Origin of the sequence: Mycoplasmopsis alligatoris A21JP2, from assembly GCF_000178375.1 — a bacterium.
Classification (GTDB): Bacteria; Bacillota_I; Bacilli_A; order Mycoplasmatales; family Metamycoplasmataceae; genus Mycoplasmopsis; species Mycoplasmopsis alligatoris.
This window is the reverse complement of sequence record NZ_ADNC01000007.1, coordinates 25,631-44,477: the sequence shown is the minus strand read 5'-3', so window position 1 is coordinate 44,477 and position 18,847 is coordinate 25,631. Positions and strand designations below refer to the sequence as shown.

The window sequence follows — 18,847 nt, the reverse complement described above, 5'->3', positions numbered from 1 at the left end:
AGGTTTAAAATGATAAAAGCTAAAAAGAAAAGATTAATTATTATTGCTAGTGTTGTTGCAGGGGCAGCAATTATTCCACAAGCTATTGGTATTCCATTTTATTTAAGACAACTAAGTAATAAACTAGATGTAACAACTATTGCTCGTCATATTCCTGAAAATTCAATAATTAAGGATGGAAAAGTTGATACTTTAAATAGTATTTCAAATATTGATAATCATTTAGAATTACTTAAAAAAGATGAAGTGGTTAAACCTGTTGTACCAAAAGTTGACCCTCATGCTAATCACATAATAACTAGTATTACACCAACTCCTCAACCAGTTGAAGAAAAACCAAAACCCGATGAGGAAGTTTCAATAGTTGCAGCTCCTGAAGAAAAAAAAGAAGAAGAAAAAGTTAATAAAGATCCTGTAGAAGGTGAAAAACTTGAAAAAGCAGAAGATCCTAAACCAAAAGAAGTAACAATTACTGTTGATGGAATAGAATTGAATGCGACAATAAGAGAACAACCAGAAAGAACTAAATACAAAAGTGATATTGAAAATAAAATTGCTAATAGGGTTGAATACATTAACGATATAACACCAGATTTATTAAATGTTGTTGTTACTGAACCATTTGTTGCAAAAACTTTAGGAGCTGCTAGAGATAGAGTTTCAGGTGATTTTATACGTATAGCTAGTGTTTTTAAAACTCCTGAATCTCGTTTATTTAATGCGCAAGAGTGATTTAAAGTTAATGGAAATCCAATGGCAGAATATAACTTTAATTTGTTAAAAAAGAATTTATTAGACAAACCAAATATTGCAGATTTTCTTAAAGATGAAGAAAGACCTAAACTAAAAGAAATGCGCGAAAAATATAAAGATGAAAATAAAAAATTTCAATTTTATGGTTGATTAATAGATAGTATTGACTGAAGAAAAATTCCTTTATCTCCTAGGGCAAAGGCCGAATTGGCAAAAGGAAACATTATAGAACCTAGTGAATCTTATGTTAATGAAAATGGTGAAATTGACTCAAGAGTTACTGGACCTATTCCTGGATTTAATAAAACAACTAACAGAATGGCACGTGATAATAAAGAAAAACGTGTTTTTGGATATAAGTCATGATACACAAGAAGCCCTGACAGTTTATATGCAGGAACTTTTGAAAATTGAACCAAAACTTCTGCAAATACTGAATTTAAAACCATTATTCCTAATAATGAAGAATATGGAATTAACTTTTTTAGATTAACAAATACCGATCCTGATTTTCAAAAACATAACAATGGTTTAGTTGTAGAAATAGATGTTGCTAATCCAAAAGGTTATGCTAAAACGGTTGAATTAATTAACACTCTTAAAAAGAATGGTACAAAAGTAACATCATACAGAATTTTTAATATGGGTTCAAAAGATGGGAATCAAGCATTTATTCCTATAATGGAAGCTTTACCTGATGTTTTACCTCAATTAGAATTATTTTTTGAATCAACAAGTACTTCTTCATTAATAAAACTTGAAAACAAAAAAATTGACGAATTAGGCTTGTATACAAGTGGAAATAGTTTACTTCCTGACTGAAGTATTAATCCGTTTGCTCTTAGAAATGTTGCTTATGTTAACACTTTAGATTATAACGTTTCAAGTGATTATCGACCAGGTACAAGAGTTCCTACAAGAATAACTTTTGATGCCGTAGCATTTGACAAACAGAACTATAAACCAGGAACATCTGATCCTTATTCTGAAATTAATTTAGGTTTAAGAATGGCATTATTTACAAGAAATAATGAACCATTTTTCCAAGGCGGATTTGGTCCAGGACTAAAACCTGATCATAATGAAGGTGGCAATTCATATCCTACCGGACTTGATTTATCTAGAATTCCTGAAATGAAAAGTTTAAAAGGTCTTCAATATTCATTTATAAAAGACGGAAAACAATTTGATAGAAAAGTTAGAAAATTAATTTTATATAGTGACACTCCTAATTTTGAAATAAGTGTACAAGAAATGATTGATAGTCAGTTCCACAAAGTAATGTTTATTCCCGGTCCTCCTAACCCAGGTGAAGAAAGATTAAAGTTTGTTGGTGCTAGTGTTAAAAATATTTATTTATCAGGTTCAGGCACATTAAAAGACGAAGGTGCATCTAATTTAGAAACCTTTGTTAAACAAGTTGGTCGTACATATTTCAATACAAATACCAAAATTTTAGTTGATCCAAACAACGCTGCTTTATTAAAACAATTACAAGGAATGGGTTATAACGCTCATTATATAACTAAGGATGATTCTTTAAAAATTAACTAATTATTCATAAAAAATGTATTAAAGATAAAAGAAACTAAATTTTTTATCTTTATTTTTATTTTAAATAATTATTTTCAAAACACTATTTTAATTGTGTTTTTTATATAATAAATGAAATTAGAAGAGGTTTAAATGATAAGAGCAAAAAAGAAAAGATTAATTATAGTAGCTAGCACTATAGCAGCCGCAGTAATTGTTCCGAATTTAATTTCGGTTCCATTTTATATAAAGTCTTTTTCAGACAAAGTAGATATTACTGTACAAGCTCGTTATATTCCAGAACTATCTTTAATAAAAGATGGAAAAGTATCTTCAGATAATAGTGTTTCAAATATTGATAATCACTTAGAATTAATTAAAGAAGATGAAGTGGTTAAACCAATTACTCCAAAAATCGATCCACATGCAAATAGTATTGTTACAAGTATTACTCCTAAACCACAACCGGTTGAAGAAAAACCAAAACCTGATGAAGAAGTAGCAATTATTGCTAAAGATGAAAAAAAGGACGAAGAAGAAAAAGTTAATAAAGATCCTGTTGAAGGAGAAAAACTTGAAAAAACAAAACCTGATCCTGAACCTAGAGATGTTACGGTAAATGTTGATGGAGAAGATTTAAAAGTTACAGTTCGTGATCAACCAGAACGTACAAGATACAAAAGTGACATTGAAAACAAAATTGCTAATAGAGTTGAGTATATAGCTGATATTACACCTGATGTTTTAAATGTTGTTGTAACTGAACCATTTGTTAAAAAAACATTAGGAGCAGTAAGAGATAAAATTAAAGGTGAGTTTGCAAGAACTGCAAGTATAATAGGAACTCCCCAATCTAGCATGTTTAGTGTTGAAGGTTGATTTAAAGTAAATGGTGATCCAAATGTTGAATATTATTTCAATGTTTTAAAGAAAAATTTACTTGACAAACCAAATTTTGCTGATTATTTACTCGATCAAGCCAGACCTATTTATCCAGACAAGAAAAAAGAATTTTCAAAACCTGAACAAAAATACCAACTATATGGTTGAATGATAGCAAACATCGATTGAAGTAAAATTCCTCTTTCAAAAAATGCTCTAGAAGCACTTTCAAGAGGAGACATTATTCAACCTAATGGTGCATATATTAATGAAAATGGTGAATTTGATTCACACGTTTCAAGTCCACTTCCGGGTTACAATAAAGTTACAAATCGAATGACTAGAGACAATAAAGAAAAACGTGTTTTTGGTTATAACAATTGATATACAAGATCACCTAAATCTATTTATGATGGTACATATGAAGGTTGAGAAAAAATTAGGGCAAATGACGAATTTAAAGGTAAATATAATGTAAACCCTGAAACTGATGGAATTAATTTCTTTAGATTAAAAAATGATAACAAGGAATTTGAAAAGAATAACAATGGATTAGTTGTTGAATTAGATGCTTCAAATGCATCTGGTTATAAAAAGACTTTAGATCTTGTTAAGAGTTTAAAACGTGATAATGTAAAAGTTACTTCTTATAGAATTTTTAATATGGGATCTAAAGATAGTAGTCAAAAATTCCTTGATATTATGAAAGAATTACCTGATGAATTGCCACAATTAGAATTATTTTTTGAAAGTACAAACACAGCAGCACTTATAGGTTTAGAAAATAAAAAAATTGACGAATTAAGCTTGTACACAACAGGAAACAGTTTATTGCCGGAATGAAGTATAAATCCATTTGCCATTAGAAATGTAGCATTTGTTAATACTTTAGATTATAATGTTTCCAAGTCTTATAGACCAGGTGCTAGAATACCAACAAGAATTACATTTGATGCTATAGCTTTTGACCCAGTTAACTATAAAAAAGGTGAAAAAGATCCATACAAAGAAATGAATTTAGCTTTAAGAATGGCATTATTTACAAGAAATAATGAACCATTTTTCCAAGGTGGATTTGGTCCAGGTCTAAAACCAGATCACAATGAAGGTGGGAATTCATATCCAGTAGGTTTAGATTTATCAAGAGTACCAGAAATGAAAAGTTTAAGAGGTCTTCAATATTCATTTATTAAAGATGGAAAACAATTTGATAGAAAAGTTAGAATTTTAACTTTATATAGTGACAAACCAACTTTTGAAATTAGTGTTCAAGAAATGATTGATAGTCAATTTAATAAGGTTATGTATATTCCAGGACCGCCTAATCCAGGTGAAGAAAGATTGAGATTTTCTGGTCCTAAAGTCAAAAATATTCACTTAAGTGGAACAGGAACTTTACAAGGAGCTGGTTCAAGTAATTTAGAAACATTTATTAAACATGTAGGACGTACTTATTTTGATAGCTCATTAGTCCTTTTAGTTGATAAAAATAATCAAGCATTACTTGATCAATTAAAAGGCATGGGATATAAAGTAAAATTTATATCAGAAGATGAGACTCTTCCAATCAATTAATTTTGCTAAAAAATTCCATTAAAGATAAAAGTTTTATAGGCTTTTATCTTTAATTTTTATTTATAAATAAATAATTTTCAATTTAATATTTTAAGGTTGATTTTTATATAATATAGAAAATTATCAAGAGGTATTAATATGATTAAAGCTAAAAAGAAAAAGATTTTTATTATAACAGCTGCAGTTGTTAGTCCAATTGTTGTAACTCAAGTAGCAGCAATTCCATTCTATGTAAAAATACATAGTGATAAAGTCAACTTAAATGTTGCTTTTCGTGTTATACCACAAAATAGTTTAATTGAAAATGGAGCAGTTGATGCTTATAATTCTATTTCAAATATAGACAATCATTTAAAACTAATCACTGATAATGAACCAAAACCAGTTATTGTACCTAAAGAAGATCCGTATAATTCTAACACTCTTGTAAGTAGTGTTCCAATTGATAAACCTAAAGAAGAATTAAAAGATGATCCTAAGGATGATGACAAATTAAGCTTAGTACCGGCCGAAAAAGAAAAAGAAAAAGAAAAAGAAGAACCAATTAATAAAGAACCTGAAGAAGAAGTAGCGCTTGATAAATCTAGACCTGATCCTAAACCTAAAGACATTATTATTGAATATAATGGATTGAAATTAAATGCTAACATCACTGAACAACCAGAGCGTGTTAAATACAAAAGCGATGTAGAAAATAGAATTACGAATAGAGTTGATTATATTAATAATACAATTCCAGATATTAACAAAGTTGAAGTTACAGAAGGCTTTAGAGGAGATAATAAAAAGAAAGTCGTTGATAAAATTGAATGAGAAGTAAATAATACCTTTAGAGTTTTTAATGAAAAAGAATCAGAAACTTTTAGTGTAGAAAGATGATTGGATCAAAATCCAAGTGCTAAAGATAAATTTAAATCTTATGAAGCATTTTTAAATAGAGCTGATATAAAAGATTTTTTAAAAACTGAATCTCAAAAAGAATTTGATAAGAAAAAAGAAGAATATAAAAACGCTAAATACCAATGATATGGTTGATTATTAAGTAATGTTGATTGAAACAAAATACAAGCTTCAAAAAATGTTGAAGATTACTTAGCAAAAGGAATGACTACTAGCCCTGATAACGTTTATATTAATGCAAATGGTGAATTTGATTCTTATGCATTTAGTCCTTTACCAGGTTATAATGCTGTTACAAGTAGAATGACTCGTGATAACAAAGAAAAAAGAACTTTTGGGTATGATTCATATTACACAAGAAGTCCTAGATCGGTTTTAGAAGGTACTTATCCAGGGTGAAATAAAGTTATGATTTCTGAAGAGTATGGTAAAAAATATGATGTTCAACCAGAAGAAGACGGAATAAATTTCTTTAAATTAACTAACGACAAACCAGAATTTGGAAAAAATAATGGTGGTATTGTAGTTGAAATTAATGCAGGTAATTCAAAAGGTTATGCTAAAACTCTTGAGCTTATTAAAAAACTAAATGCTTCTGGAGAAAAAATTACTTCATATAGAATTTTTAATATTGGAGCTAAAGATAGTGAACAAAAGTTTTACAAAATTTTTGAAACCTTACCTAAAAAATTACCACAACTTGAGTTATTTTTTGAAAGTACAAATACCTCTGCAATTTTAGCTTTAGAGGATAAAGAAATTGACGAATTAAGCTTGTACACAAGTGGAAACTCACTTTTAGATGATTGAAGTTTCAATCCATTTGCTCTTAGAAATGTAGCTTTTATTAATAAATTAGACTATAATGTATCGTCTGATTATCCAAGAGGAGCTAAAATTCCTACAGTAATAACAATGGACTCAATTGCATTTGACCCGGTTAACTATAAAAAAGGCGCAGAAGATGCTTTTAGAGAAATTAATTTAGGCTTAAGAATGGCTTTATTTGTAAGAAATAATGAACCATTTTTCCAAGGTGGATTTGGTCCGGGACTAAAACCAGATCACAATGAAGGCGGTAACTCTTATGCTACCGGACTTGATTTATCAAGAATACCTGATTTAAAAAGTTTAAAAGGAATGCAATTTTCTTTTGTTAAAGAAGGAAAGCGTTTTGATAGAAAAATGAGACGTTTAATTTTATATAGTGATCAAAAAAACTTTGAAATCGATGTTCAAGAAATGAACGATAGCCAATTCTACAAAGTTATGCATTTAGAAGGACCTCCTAATCCAGGTGAAGAAAGACTTAAATTTAGAGGTGGAGTAAAAGTTGATGGAATTTATTTATCCGGAAAAGGAAAATTAAGTTCAGAAGGAACTCAAAATCTTGAAACATTCTATAAAGAAATGGGTCGTGGAATGTTTGCTAGAATTATTGTTGATCCAGAAAATAAAGCTTTATTTGAAGATTTAACTTCTAGAGGTTATAAAGTAGAGTATAGAAATCCAGATCATAATTTAAAATTTAATTAACAAAATCACTCGCATATACGAGTGATTTTTATTAATCATTCAATAATTTATTTGTACTGCATTTTCTTGAATTCTTCAGGACTCATAGCTTTAGCAAATTCTGTTCCTAAATCAATAACAGCTTGAATGTCTACTAATGAAGCTGAACCAATTGGACTATGTAAATAACGTTGTGGAATTGAAAGGGTTAATGTTGCAACTCCTCCTTGTCCAAACTGTAAGTTTGCAGCATCAGTTCCTCCACCTTCAGCAATATATTTATATGCAGGAATATTATTTTTTCTTGTAACTTCCATAACTTTTTCTACCAATAAAGGATCCATTAATGTACCTGAATCTTTTACTAAAACGGCTGCTCCATAGCCTAATTTAGGAATTCCAGTAATACAATTTGGTGTATCATGACTTGCACCAGTATCTACAGCAAAAGCTATATCAGGATTAATTAAAGAAACTGATGTTTTAGCTCCTCTACATCCTACTTCTTCTTGTACTGTCCCTACCAAATATAAATCAACAGCTAGGTCAAGATTTGCTACATTATTAGCTATGTGTACTAATGATGTAACTCCTGCTCTATTATCCATTGCTTTTCCAGCAATAATGTTGTTAGGAAAATGTAAAGTTTCACCTGACATGTAAATTCTATCACCCATTTCAATTCCAGCTTCTTTAGCTTCTTTTTCACTTGAGAATCCTAAATCAACATAAAGTTCATCATTAGTCATAGCTTTAGTTACTTTTTCTCTTTCTAAAATGTGCACTGATGTATGTCCAAAAACTCCTAAAAATTCTTTATTGTCCTTGTTTGTAACAACTTTAGCTCTTGTTCCAATTACTGTACTTGGTCAAATTCCTCCAACTGGACTAACCATTAACATTCCTTCTTTTGAAATGTTTCTTACTAAATATCCAACTTCATCCATGTGTGCTGCATACATAACTTTAGGTGCATTTTTTACTTTTGAAGGTTTGTGTAAAATAACAGATCCTAATTTATCTCTTGATACATTAAATTTACTTGTATCAACTTGTTTTAATATCTCTTGGACTACAACTTCTTCGTATCTACTCATAGCTTCAATATTCATAAATGTATCAAGTGTTTTTGCTAATTTTTCATATTTTTTATCCATGTTTACCTCTTTTAATATAAATAATATCAAAATTATATAAGCATATTTATAAATGCATTAAAAAAACAGCGTTTGCTGTTTAATTAAAATCTAATTGTGTTGTTGAGAAAGCTTGGTAAGCTTTTTCATTTGGTGATAATGAACCAAAGAATGTGATTTTACTTCCTTCAATATACAATGTAGCAGTTTTTTCTTTAGTTGAATTATAAGCATAAAGTGTTTCATGAACTGCACCATGTGCACTTGCTGCTTGTAATAATTTTGTACCATTGTAAATAAAGTTAAATGATTGAGCACCTGGTTCATAAACAACTTCTATAAATTTATTTTTCGGTAATTTTTTAATTTCATCTCATAAAACAGATGATTGGTCCAACTGATTTGTTCCTCAAACAGCTTTTCTGTTTTTTGGAATAGCATCAAATACTGCTTTATCATCCTTACTTGAGTTAGGATTATCACCAGGAGTGCTTGTAGAAGCACCTGGATTAGGTTTAACAGCGGTATCAGGTTTAGCAACCGGTTCTTTTTCCTTATTTGGCTCATTTGTAGTAGTATTTGTGTTTTTACTTGCACAAGAAACTGCTATAACTGCTAATGGAGCTATTGCAAGAACTCCAATTAATTTTCATAATTTCATATTATATTTTCTCCTTAATAAAGATATTTTTATTATATATTATCTTTTAGAAATTTTTTATATGTGAATTTTTAAAAAAAATATTGGTCTTTGACCAATATTTAAATTATTTTAAATTAAATGCATGCACATAATTAATTAAGGTTACTTCAGGTGAAGTTTTATAAATTATATAAACTTCATCATTTGACATTTTGTATAACAATGCTTTATTTTCAGCTTTAGTTTTGTGATTATATGTTTTTTCTGGAACAACTGTATGACCAGTTAAAACATCAGTAAGAACTACTCCGGCTTCTGTTTTAAATTGTTTCCCTTCGTATTTAACCTCTATAAATTTATTTGTTTCAAGTTTTGAAATTTCTTCTCATTTAAAGTTTTCGATACTTAATAAGCCCTCTTTTTTAAATCCTGTTTTTTCGTTTAATTTTTTAAGTGCTTCAAATTCATTTTTATCATTACTTGTGGTTGGTGTTGTTTCGGTTGTGCTATCAATAAATTTAATTTCTGTTAAATTTAGCACTAAATCTTTTGAAGTTATTGAACGCCCTCTTAACTCACCAGAGTTATAATTTTTAACTAAGTCAGCTATAGCAACTGTAATTGTAGCTGTTTTTTTAGAAACATCAACATTTTCCACTTTCCCTATTAAAAATGTATATTTGCTATTGTCGAAATTTTTAATTTCTAATTTATCCAAATTTGATGCTAAGTAGCTTACTGTTAGTTCTTTTTTAACGGGTTGTTTGATTGTTACTATTATTTTTTCTGCCACTTTATCAATTTCTTCCTGTAATTTTTTATCATCAGGTGATAATTCTACTGGTTTTGAAGCGTCAGTTGCTGGTGCATCAGTAAAGTTTACACCTTGAACAACGTATTCAACTTCTTTTGATTGTAAAGGTGAATCTTTTTTATCACCACTCTTATATGTTTTAGAATAATCAGCAAGTGTAAGTTTTAAAGCAACAGTTTTTTTAGCAGCATCTACTTGACCGACGCTTTTAAAAATAACTGATTTGCCTTCATTACCTTCAAGTTTTAAATTACTTAAATTATTATTTATATATTCTAAGTTAATTGTTTTAGGAACAGGTTTAGTAAATGTTACTTTAACTTTTTTAGCCAATTCATCTAGTGCTTTTTGTTCAGTTTCATCTGCTAATGAATTTTTACCTTTAACAAAAGTTACATCAGTTACTTTTAGAGTAACTTCTTTTGAAATAAGTGCTGAACCAGCTTTTAATCCACTAGCATATTTTTTTGTTAAACTCATAAGCTGGAATACAACTTCTAGTGATTTTTCAGCTTTATTTACATTTTTAACTTCTAATGGAGTAAAGTTATTTTCAAAGGTTCCATCTAATTTTGCTTTGTCTAAATTATTTAATAAATAATCTAAATCAATATCTTCAGAAATATCTCCAGTTAATTTTAAACTAACTTTACTTGCAATAGCATCTATATCAGTTTGCGCTCTTTTATCTTCTTCAACTTTTGCAGTTGTTTCTTTTTCTTCTTTATTTGCATTTGCTGCATCAGTATTGGTATTTGTTGATGCTCCAGCATTGTCTTTATTTTCTTTTTTATCCTTGTCTGTAGACGTATTCTCTTTATTATTAGTTGCTTCTGGACTACACGCTATTGCACTTATTGCAATAGGCATTGTAGCTAGTACTCCTAACATTTTTAATAATTTTACTTTCATATAATCTCCTATTATTTTTACCATTCAATTATATAACTTAATTTTAGACTTGAAAATTTATGATTTTTTTATACATAATTATCTTAATAAAGATATTTATTAACTACTTTATTTAATCAATTTTAATTAATTTAAATTTAATTATTGTTCTATTTTGCTTATTTTTAGCAAAATATGGAAATTAAAATTTTTATAGATGTTTTTTTATTAATATACTTATATTTTGGTATTATACTTATGCTTTAAAATGCGCCCGTAGCTCAATTGGACAGAGTGTTTGGTTACGGCCCAAAAGGTTAGGGGTTCGACTCCTCTCGGGCGCGCCATTTACAAGAAATTTGTACCAGAAAATAGCTTAATGCTATTTTTTTATTTCAAATAAAAAATAATTTTTTAAAAATTTAATGCATGCACTTTATAAATATATATTTAAAGCGCGCATATAAGGAACTAAAAAAATATTTTTTTCATTAATTTTTTTATGTGTATAATAATTCTATGTTTAAAAACGTTATGATTAAAAACAATATTAAGATGATTACTGATTCATTCTACGTAGTTGTTATTTAATCATGGCCTTGATTTACATATTATAAAATTTATACTTTTACAATATATAAACTTGGCTGCAGATTAAAAACTGTAGCCATTATTTATTAAATTGTTAAAAGTAAAATTAAAAAAACTATAGAGGAGCTTTTAACAATAGTAAACAATTTAGCGGGCACGCTTTGAGATTATTGAAAGGGTATAAAAGCCGAAATTAAAATAAAGGCATTTATTTTAATTGATAAGAAAACATAAAAGTTTCTTATTCTCTGGACTAAGTCCATTGGTGCTATAGTATTACAATCTTATTTTTATATTTATAAATAAGTTTTGTGGTGCTAAGCAGCAATACCACAAAACTTTTTTTAATTTAAATAAGGAGGCGACTTGAAAATTAAACAGTATCAAAAATATGAAGATGTACCTAAAAAATATAAATGAGATCTAGAAGCCATTTTAGAAGGTAAGAGTCTTGATGATTTATTAAAGGAATATGAAGAGCTTGTTAATGAACAAATATTAAATAAAGATTTTAAGTATGAAACGTTAGAAAAGTATTTAGAAAGTTTAAAATTAGCAAACAAAGTAACAAAACTTGAATTCCGGATTTCTAACTACATTTCAAACAATTTAAATACTAATTTAGTTGATGCTAAATGATTAGCGTATGAGCAAAAATGAGAATTATTAAATTCTGAATTAGCCAAAAAACTTGGTAGTGAAAACAATAGGTTTTTTAAACATATTGAAAAAATGAAAGTATGAAAAGAAGATTCAAGGTTAAAAAACTATAAACGTTTTATTGAAGACAATATTGAAAACTTTAAGCATAAATTAAGTGACGAAGTAGAAGAGTATGTTATTAAAACAAGCATTGGAAATCCTTCTCCATATCAAATTTTTAGCATTTTAAGCAATAGTGAACTTGATTATGGTTATGTTAAAATTTCAAAAGGTAAGAAATTAAAACTAACAAGAGCTAATCGAGTTTCTTTAATGAAACATTCAGATGGATTAGTAAGAAAAAATACTTATTTAAATCATGCTAAAGCATATTTAAAACACAAAGCTTCTTTATCTAGCGTTTTATATCAACATTTTAATGAATTAGTAACTGAAGCAAAAGTTAGAAAATATGATTCAACGGTGCAGATGTTAACGTCAAATGATAAAATGACTAATCAATCTTTATTAAACTTATTTGATCAAGTATCAAAAAGAAAACATATTTTAACTAAATACAGAGCTTATCACAAGAAATTTTATGAGGCTAAATTTAAAGAAAAATTTAATAAGTGAGATTCATCTAGAGAACTAGTTAATGTTAAAAGTGATTATAGTGTTGAAGAAGCAAAAGAGCTTGTTACAAAGGCATTATTGCCATTTGGTAAAGAATATTCTGAGCAAATTACTAAAGCGATGAATGAGTCATGAATTGACTTTATGTGTGTTAATTCTAAACGCAGTGGTGCTTATTCAATTGGTGGTAGTTATGGACTAGATAAAAAATATATTTTAATGAATTTTAATGGAGACTTATCATCAGTTGAAACTCTAGCACATGAATTAGGACATTCATTACATTCATATTATTCAGACACAAGGCAACCTTTAGAGCTTAGTCAATATCCAATTTTTCTAGCTGAAATTGCATCAATTTTTAATGAATCAATGTTATTTGATTACATGCTAAAACATTCTGATAATGATAAATTAAAGTTTAAAATTTTAGACACAATTATTAGTGGATTTATAGGAACAGTTTGAAGACAAATTGAATGAGCTAATTACGAATATGACTTGTACAAAGCCATTGAAGAAGGAAAACCAGCCAATAGTTGAGATTCAATTAGTAAAATTTATTTTGAAAATCAAAAGAAATACTCAACAAGTAAAAAACAATTAAAATACAATGAAATTGATCAATTTGGATCGATTTATGTGCCTCATTATTATTACGGTTTTTATGTTTATAAGTATGCCATAGGTCAATTAAGTGCCTCGTACTTTTATGAAAAATATAAAAATGAAGGACAAAAATATCTACAAGTTTATATAGATAAATTTTTAAGTTCTGGATGTTCAGATTATCCACTAGAGATCTTAAAAAGTATCGGTATAGATTTAAATGATGATAGTTTTTATCAATACGGATTTAACTATCTAGAAGGCTTAGTTGAAGAATGAATAAAACTAGGTAACAAATTATTTATGAAAAAAAGTAAAAAAACAAAATAAGGAAAAGAAATGAAAAAAAATATAAAAATATTAACCCTTTCAGCATTAAGTTTATTAAGTGCTGGAACTGTAGCAGCAGTTGTATCATGTGGCGGAGGTAAAACAAGCTCAGGTACTACAGATTCAATAACAACTGTTGATCCAGAAAAAGCTAACCCACATGCAGAAACAAATAAAGTTTTATCAAATATTTTAAATCCACAGAAAAGTACTGTTAAAGGATTAGGAAATCTTGATAAATTAGCTAAAAATAGAATTTATAAAAGAGAAATAAATGCTGAATTTAAACCAGCTGGACTACCTTGAGATATGTCATCTTCATATGGATCTTTCCAAATTCCTTTAAAAGATGCAACTACATCAAGATTATTAATGGTTGAAAACTATGGTGAAGCAGCCATAGCAACAAACAGTACAACTTCTGCCGAAGGTTTAGTTGTTACAAATAAATACGTTTTAAGACCAGCTGTTTGAAAATATAAATTAGACTTAGCTGATGCATTAATTTTAGTTGATGCTAGCGGTAAAGAAACTGTTTATGAATCGGATGCTGTTGATCATTTAGAAGAACAACCAGATGCTAAAGGATACTTTGCTAACCCATATGTTAGATTATTATCAAAAGACCCTAAATCAATTAACTCTAAAGAATTTAATGAAGCACTTAAGACAACAAAAAATATTAAATTCAGAATGAGAAAAGATGTTGTTTGATCTACATATGATGGAAAAGATTCAGGAACAAGAGTTGTAGCAGATGATATTTATATAGGATACATGAGATCACAACTATATGGTCAAGAATTTAGACGTGAAAACGGTGGATCTAAAGAACAAGATGCAGCATCTAAAAAATTAGTAGATTATCCTGGTTGATTAGCAGAAGGTAGAACATATGCTAATGAATATTTATTAGGATTATATGGAGTTGATGCTTCTAAAGTTAAAGCAAGAGACCAATTTGTTTCAACAAAAGATAATAGAGAATATGTAACATTCCAAGGTACTGAAGGACAAGTACAAAAATGAGATTTATTCTTAAACAATGTTACAGATTCATATGAGTGAGTAGCAGCGCCTAGTCAATATATTAAAAAAGGATATGGTGATGCAAAAGGATTACAATCAGATAAGGCAAATGTTGACTTTAATAGCGTTCATGCAGAATTGCAAAAAACAAAAGGTTTAGTTAAAGATGCTGGATACTACTGATATGGTATGACAACAAAAAATACTTTATTTGCAGGTAAGTTTTTAGGACAACCATTTAATGGAACACAAAGATACTGATCAGCAAAATTAAATAAAAATTATTGAGATAAAGAATATGCTGAAGATCCTAAATCTTTATTAGAATTACAAGAATGATACCAACAAACAGCAGCTGATGCAAAACAATTTGCATCAAACGAATTTAATGCTTATAGATCAGGAGACGTTTCAGTAATTTCGTTTTCAAGACAAGAACCAGCTAACCAAGATCTTATAAAAAGAGATCCTGTAAACTTTGGATTAACATATATCCAAGACAAAAACACTTCATCATACACAAATCGTTCAGGATGAGCACTTGTGCCTAGACCAGCAGTTAATGAAAAATTAGCTAATGCACAACCTATGATTAATGAAGTTGCTGCTAAATTATTATTTAACGTTGATGATTTAAGTAAAATGGCTAAAGGAACAGAAAAAAATCTTTTAGAATATACAGCAGCAGGTAGAGGTAGAGCATTTAGAACGCTTTTATCACTTGCAACTAACTGAGCCGGATTTGCAACACAAATTACAACCGGTATTCCAACAAGACCATGAAACTTTGGTTATGCAACAGAAGCTAAAATTAATGGTAAAGATCAAGAATCTGCAAAATATAAAACACCTCGTGATGCTCTAGAAGTAATCAATAATTACTTTGCTGTAGATGAAACAGGAAAAAAAGTAAAACTTGGTTCATACGCTAATAACGATGAATTAGATTTAAGAAAATCAGAAGAAACAGCTGTTAATGCTGGAGCAAATGATAAATTAAAATCTGCAGCTTTTGCTGAAGTAAAAGCAGAAATGAAAAAGCTTTTAGACAAGTTTTATGAAGAAAATAAACAATTTGCTGGTAAAAATGTAGAAATTACATTCCCAGCTAGATTTTTAGCAGTTGATCAAAAATTCGAAAATGCTGCAAACTTATTATTAAGTAGAGTTTATGGTGAATTAGATCCAAGATTGAAATTTACATTTACAAAAATAAATAATAGAGATGACTTTGACGTTAAGTGACAATCAGGTAAAACTGCATTTAACTTATTAGGTTGAGGTTACGACTATGAAGGACTTGGTGGAGGATTTGATGCTTCATCATGACAATCAGAATTATTTGCAACATTTGCTTTAATTGCAACTAAACCAGATGTAGAAGCTAAATTTGCTGCTTATCCAGCAATGGTAAGAGCTGCTAAAGCACTTCAAACTGAACTAAAAGGTAAAAAATTATCAGTACCATTTGAGAAATGATATACATTAGATCAAGCTGATATGGATAATTTAGGACATGCTTTAGGAAGAAATAAAATTGATGAAAAAACTGGTAAATTAGTAGATTTAACAAAAGAAGATGAAAAATTATATGACAAAGAAGATGGTTACTTCTTATCAGCTCAATTCTGATTAAAATACCAAATTTCTAATACAAATGATGAATTAATCCAATTGGCAAAGGAAATCGGTAACTTCTATGGAGTTTCTCTAAACCAATCACATACATCATTAAGTGAATTATTCACTGAAGTAGTTGTTAACCCTAACTACGTAAGACCTGTAGCATACGATAGATTTACTTCTTATGCTGATTACAAGGTAGTTTAGTAAAAACATTAAACAATTAACCATGCCCTGGTTAGTTGTTTCTATTAATTATGAAAGGAAAAAATGATTAAGTACATTTTACAAAGAATAGGCTTTGCAATACTAACAATTTTTATTATTATTTTAGTAGTTTACATTTTAGTAGCACAATTTAGTACTAATACATTTGCAACACAGTTTTTAGAAACAGGTACTGCAAGACCTGATGCTGAACGTGAATTTATTATTAAGTCTATTAATTTTCACTTAATTCCTGATGTAGACAATCCAGACGTCTACTTAGGTGGAAAATGAACTTTTATTAAGGAAAATCCAATTATTAGATTTGGTTACTGGATAAATGACATTTTTCATGAAAAAACCCCTTTTGGGTTACCATTTAACGAGTCTTTATTACAAGCAGCAGGAGCTAAAAATATTCCAGATTTCTTCTTTAGATTTTTAAGATATTCAGTTATTATAACTCTTCCATCGTTTGTAATTTCAGCTATTTTAGGTATTTCATTAGGAATATTTGCTGGTTATAAAAGAGGAAGTATATTTGATAGTGCTATAAATGCCTTCTCACTTTTCTTTATAGCATTGCCATCGTTTGTTATTGCGCCAATTTTAATTTCGATATTATTGACACAAAACATTCCGCCAATTTTCTATGTTCCAAGTGATCAAACAATTGCTACAGATGGATGAGGAAGAATTTTACTTTCTTGATTACCGCCTATATTTATAATTGTTTTAGGTTCATTAAGTGGATACATTACATATACAAGAAACCAAGTAATTACAGTTTTAACTTCTAATTATGTTTTAATAGCTAAATCTAAAGGTTTAAGTCAAGCAGAAATTTTCTTTAAATACGTTTTAAGAAATATTTCTATACCTTTAGCAGCGATGATTATTCCATCATATATTGGTTTATTAAGTGGGGGAATAGTTATAGAAACATATTGAAAAGTTCCAGGTTCATCAAAAATAATAGCCGCAGCTTTTCCTACTGGAGAAATAAACTTAATTATGTTTAATACATTCTTCTTTACAATTTTAGGAGTCTTTACAGCAATTTTAGTCGATCTATCATTTGCCTTTCTTGATCCTAGAATTAAATACTCAGCAGCTTCAAAACATAGTATTGTAAAACAATTAAAAGCTACTCAAATAAGAAGAAAGAAATTTGCTGAATTGGCTAAATCACCTAGCGCATAGGAAGAAAGGGAAATATGACAAAAAAAGAATTTAATAAAAAATATGACCTTTCTGACTCGCTAGTTGAAGGTTCATTAAAAAAATATATTCCACAAAACGATCAAAATTTTAATAACGTTGCTGGAAAACCTAAAAAAATGGTTGTGGAAATCTTTAAACGTTTTGCAACAAACTGAGTAATAATGGGTTGTTTAGTACTATTCTTAATTGTGCTTTTAACATCAATAATTGTTACTGCCTCAGCTAAATATAATGCTGTAAAACCTATATACGAATCAATAGATTTAAAACTTCTAGATGGTTCAGATTATACAGGTGGATCATCTATCTTTGTTAAACACTTACCACCAAAATATGATTCATTTGTTAAATATAGTTTACTAGTTGACTTGCCTACATGACAAAGAAACGTTAAGCTATGAAATGATCCAAACTATTATGGTGGATTTATCTTTAAAGAAATTTTAGGTGGAAACAATATAGGTTTTAAAGTTGATCCTATTACAAAAGATCTTGAAATTAATGCTTATCGTTTTTATGAAGCAAATACAATGTCAATTTTACTAAGTAATTCAGGCGTTGCTCAAAACTCTACTTTTGAACAAACTGCCGCTGCTGTAGCTAAATTAAGACAATTAAACCCAGATATTAATTTGCAAACATTTTTAGGGACTAACGAAAATGGAACTGATATTTGAACAAGTTCATGAGTTGGTACTTGACAAGCAATTAGACTTGCAATTATTGTGGCCACATTACAAACACTAATTGGAGTTTTAGTAGGAAGTTACTTAGGATTCCATGTTGGAACATGAATTGATACTGTAATAATGAGACTTATAGATATTTTCGTTGCACCTCCAACACTTATTTGATTATTAATCTTTGCAACACTATTTGGTACAAGTGATTTAACACTTGGAACCGCTTTAGTTTTTGTTGGTTGAACCGGAAGTGTTGGTTCAACAAGAATGTTTATAATAACAGTAAAAGACGAAGAATATATTTTAGCTTCTCAATCGATTGGTCGTTCAAAACCAGGATTAATTTACAAACATGCTTTACCAGCAATTATTGGTAAAATTGCAACTAATTATGTACACTCAATACCAAGCATAATTATGTCAGTGTCATCTCTAGCATTTTTAGGATTCTTTAAATCAGATGATGCTAACTTAGGAGCATTATTATCTAATGCTACTTCTGAAGCGATAAACAACGTGTGAATATTATTATTACCATCGCTTATTCTTTTATCGATTTCAGTTTCGCTACACTTTGTAGCAATCGGAGTGCATGATGCACTTGATCCAAAAGTAATTAAAATAAAATAAG

General features: G+C 28.8%; 10 protein-coding genes, 1 tRNA gene and 1 riboswitch. Of the genes, 8 read left to right on the top strand and 3 right to left on the bottom strand.

The features are described from left to right. Nucleotides 1-9 precede the first annotated feature (9 nt). The 3 genes from MALL_RS00940 (at nt 10) to MALL_RS00930 (ending at nt 7,179) form a co-directional block, all read left to right on the top strand. Entirely contained in the window at nt 10-2,307 is a 2,298-nt protein-coding gene (locus tag MALL_RS00940; protein ID WP_005683422.1) for a putative immunoglobulin-blocking virulence protein, read from the top strand. A 132-nt stretch (nt 2,308-2,439) separates the two neighbouring features. After that, complete coding sequence (locus MALL_RS00935; protein WP_005683307.1) at nt 2,440-4,743, top strand: putative immunoglobulin-blocking virulence protein; 2,304 nt, start codon at nt 2,440-2,442, stop codon at nt 4,741-4,743. A gap of 138 nt (nt 4,744-4,881) precedes the next feature. After that, nucleotides 4,882-7,179 carry a putative immunoglobulin-blocking virulence protein gene (locus MALL_RS00930; protein WP_005683423.1) on the top strand — a complete coding sequence of 766 codons (2,298 nt, stop codon included), beginning with the start codon at nt 4,882-4,884 and terminating at the stop codon, nt 7,177-7,179. A 47-nt stretch (nt 7,180-7,226) separates the two neighbouring features. On the opposite strand, the gene MALL_RS00925 is transcribed toward MALL_RS00930, so the two are convergent. The 3 genes from MALL_RS00925 to MALL_RS00915 form a co-directional block, all read right to left on the bottom strand. Continuing rightward, nucleotides 7,227-8,315 (bottom strand): zinc-binding metallopeptidase family protein, encoded by a 1,089-nt coding sequence (locus MALL_RS00925; RefSeq protein ID WP_005683391.1) that lies wholly within the window; start codon nt 8,313-8,315, stop codon nt 7,227-7,229. Between the two features lie 79 nt (nt 8,316-8,394). Continuing rightward, nucleotides 8,395-8,955, bottom strand: coding sequence for a hypothetical protein (locus tag MALL_RS00920; RefSeq protein WP_005683339.1), 561 nt, complete (start codon nt 8,953-8,955; stop codon nt 8,395-8,397). 106 nt (nt 8,956-9,061) lie between these two features. After that, nucleotides 9,062-10,663: a hypothetical protein gene (locus MALL_RS00915; RefSeq protein ID WP_005683271.1), complete on the bottom strand. Its 1,602-nt coding sequence runs from the start codon at nt 10,661-10,663 to the stop codon at nt 9,062-9,064. 249 nt (nt 10,664-10,912) lie between these two features. Here MALL_RS00915 and MALL_RS00910 point away from each other — a divergent pair. The 5 genes from MALL_RS00910 to MALL_RS00890 all read left to right on the top strand — a co-directional run bounded on the left by MALL_RS00910 (nt 10,913) and on the right by MALL_RS00890 (nt 18,846). After that, nucleotides 10,913-10,989 (top strand) — tRNA-Arg (locus MALL_RS00910). A gap of 354 nt (nt 10,990-11,343) precedes the next feature. Beyond that, nucleotides 11,344-11,512, top strand: a riboswitch (Lysine riboswitch). An 87-nt stretch (nt 11,513-11,599) separates the two neighbouring features. Continuing rightward, nucleotides 11,600-13,450 (top strand): oligoendopeptidase F, encoded by a 1,851-nt coding sequence (gene pepF, locus MALL_RS00905; protein WP_005683359.1) that lies wholly within the window; start codon nt 11,600-11,602, stop codon nt 13,448-13,450. Between the two features lie 9 nt (nt 13,451-13,459). Then, nucleotides 13,460-16,309 carry an OppA family ABC transporter substrate-binding lipoprotein gene (locus MALL_RS00900; protein ID WP_005683331.1) on the top strand — a complete coding sequence of 950 codons (2,850 nt, stop codon included), beginning with the start codon at nt 13,460-13,462 and terminating at the stop codon, nt 16,307-16,309. Nucleotides 16,310-16,372: 63 nt separating this feature from the next. Then, on the top strand, nt 16,373-17,512 hold the full coding sequence (locus tag MALL_RS00895) for an ABC transporter permease (RefSeq protein ID WP_005683365.1): 1,140 nt from the start codon (nt 16,373-16,375) through the stop codon (nt 17,510-17,512). A 14-nt stretch (nt 17,513-17,526) separates the two neighbouring features. After that, nucleotides 17,527-18,846 carry an ABC transporter permease gene (locus MALL_RS00890; protein ID WP_005683311.1) on the top strand — a complete coding sequence of 440 codons (1,320 nt, stop codon included), beginning with the start codon at nt 17,527-17,529 and terminating at the stop codon, nt 18,844-18,846. Nucleotide 18,847: the final 1 nt, after the last annotated feature.